Source organism: Methanobrevibacter thaueri (assembly GCF_015062915.1).
Lineage (GTDB): Archaea > Methanobacteriota > Methanobacteria > Methanobacteriales > Methanobacteriaceae > Methanocatella > Methanocatella thaueri_B.
This window is the reverse complement of sequence record NZ_SUTJ01000024.1, coordinates 5,725-8,669: the sequence shown is the minus strand read 5'-3', so window position 1 is coordinate 8,669 and position 2,945 is coordinate 5,725. Positions and strand designations below refer to the sequence as shown.

The following is a 2,945-nucleotide window of genomic DNA, read 5'->3' as shown; positions in this document are numbered from 1 at the left end:
AGTCTCCATGTACTGTCAAAGTTCTGAGTAATCAAGTCAGTCTTGTTGAGCAGGTACTTGAAGTTTTCCTTTTGATTGGAGATTACCAGATTTCCATCATCGTCGATTGTCCATGAGTAGGATACTCTTGAAAGGTATACATCCATTGCAAACTCGTTTACAGTGCTTATATCCCAGTCAGCTGTGTTTGGAATGAGAGTTGACATACCTGTTCCCTCAAGGACATTACCCGGAAGTCCGAACAGCCTGTCAAGTGTAGGGTTTTCATTGTAATGCTTGATTACATAATTGTTGGTTTCGTTTTCACCAGGAGCCCTTGCAGCAAGCCTGGTTGCGGTCACCATCCAATTGATCCAATCCTTGTTGCTTGTAACAATACTTGCAAATACATCAATTCTTGGTCTGTTTACAACTGTGCCGTTTGATAATCTGACTGTCAAATCGCTTAATGGAAGTCTTTCAACACCGGTCACCTTGCCGTTGTCTGCCCATTCTGGTTTGCATCCAAGGAAGTATAGGAATTCAGCTACACCAATTCCTTCAGTTCTTGAGATTTCAGTACCCCATAAGATAAGTGAAGTCAATTCAGGCCATTTTCCATGTTTCTCATAATATTGTGCGAGCAGCAAGTCAACAATCTTTACTGCGGATTCATAAGCTGATTCGGAAGGCATTCTTGTAGGGTCAGCCGCATATCCGTCATAACCTGTTGGGATTGAATCCCCATAGGAAGGGTCAGCGAATAATCCTGCCTTAACATATCCTCCTTCAAGAGCTGTAAGGATTGCATTCCATTCATTGTTGTTTTGAATGTTGACAATCACCTGTGCCGCATATTTTGTTGAGTTGTATAATGCTGAGCCAACAGGAATATTATACTTGACAGCCAACTCGTCAATTGATGAGCCATTGACAAGATCAGTCACATAATCTCTTAGGAACTTTTTGATTTCATTTGTCTGATTTAAATATTCAAGATTGCCCTGAACATCATCATAGAATCTTTTGCCTGCAAATTCAGGATATAGGAATTCCATGATTTGGTTGTAGATTTTAGTCTGGGAAGTTGTGATTGTGATTACTTCCTCAACCAGCTCATCACCTGAGAGGATTTTACCCAATGTGTGAAGACCGTATGTGATGAAGTCATCCTCCATTGCCTCAAGGTATAAGTGCAATTCATCAATCCATTCTTGGAATGTTTCATTTTTCTCATTGAATTGTCTGAAACCTAATGTTGGAGCCAATTTAATGATTTTAGCCTTATACTCATTTGCATTGGAAGTTACATTGAGGTTCATTTGGTCCTTGTAGTAGTTGATGTAATTGTTCAACAATGTGTAATTACCATATAAACCTGAAGTGACCATTGCAGGAGTCATGTGAGTAATCAATAATGCCGCAATTCTGTCACGTGCAACCATAGCTTCACCAGGGTTGGATACAATGTATGGGTATAGTGTCGGATTCAATGTCAGTTCGAATGTCCAGTCCCCATTAATAGCACCCAGGTTTGTACCGGGCAGCCATTCAAGGGTTCCGTGGGTTCCCATGTTGACGATTGCATTCACCTTAGCGGTCTTGTCCAACCACTTGTAGAATGACACGTAGTACTGTGTCGGTGGCAATGTCAGGTCGTGGTAGTTTTCGACTGTTTTGAGCTCTTCCCAACCTCTACTTGGCTGGAATGTTATGAACACCTTACCGAACCATATTCCCGGAACAACCATGTACTGTTCATCAGTACCGTTATATACCATTGAAGGACCTAAACCTGCGCCCCAGTAATCAGTCATGTTCCTGATCATCTTTTGGGGAACGTCCTTAATCAATTGACGGAAATCCCTTGTGGAAATCAGTTGATGATGTTTAACAAGTTCATCATAATTGTCCTCAACATATTGTTTGAGCAAACCGTAAGCCCATGAACCCTTGTTACCCATCTTAAAGATAATCTCTTCAAGCTCGCGTGCGGTCATCTTTTCCCTGATGTCACCGCCGGTATCATATCCTTGCTCATATAGCTTAACGATCAAATCATATGTTGATTGGGTAACATTCAAGTAGGATGCACCGATTTCCGCTTTTCCTGGCGGATAATTATATAATACAATAGCAATAGTCTTGTCAGAATTGCCTAAATCCTTCAAGTCAGCCCATCCGCAACTCAATTTGACCATCTTATCCACACCAGACTGGATAACATGAGTCTTACCTTCGCCATCAACATAGGATAGAATTACAGGACCGTAAACACCCTCAAAACTTGGGAAAGTCACAGCATAGGTCCATTCGATTTGAGGACCCAATTCAGAGTTGTAACTGTATTCTGAAATTTCATTTACACCTTTAAGAATAGCCAAATCCATATCTGACAAATCAGGTTCCGCAGAACCGTTAGCATAACTTAAGGACCAACTATATAATGAAGTTATTGTTGAAATGCCCAGTTTGGAGGCATTGGTTATTGTATTTAGAATTGAAGACATGGAAGGGGTAGTACTGGTCTTAAATATATTAAAAGCCGGTCTGCCGCTTGCTGCATAACTTCTAATCATTGAATCAACAACGTCTCCACCACAGTAGTAAGTTGCAATAGCTATGAGTTTCTTGTCCGGATTCAATTTATTCTTAAATTCGCTTTCAAACCTGTTGAATAATTCCTTAGGATTGAGTTCATGTTCTACCCAATATGCATATTCCTCTTTCATCCAGTTTAAACTTCCATCAGAGGTTTTAGTATAACCCGGATTTGATATAATCCATTGGTGTATCAAACTTGCATTAGGTAACAGTGTGTACATTCCAACGTCCGGATGGTAAAAACCACATTCTGGACTCATTAATGGAATTCCCTCATCAGTCAATGTTGGATTGGAATATTTAGTAGGCTCGATTAGGTAACGAACATAATTGAAGTAATTCTTCATGTTTGTCAAAAGCAC

General features: G+C 40.3%; 1 protein-coding gene. It reads right to left on the bottom strand.

Features of this window, described 5'->3' with window-relative positions:
- On the bottom strand, positions 1–2,945 hold a 2,945-nt coding region (locus tag E7Z78_RS09600), incomplete at both ends, for a cobaltochelatase subunit CobN (protein ID WP_303724960.1).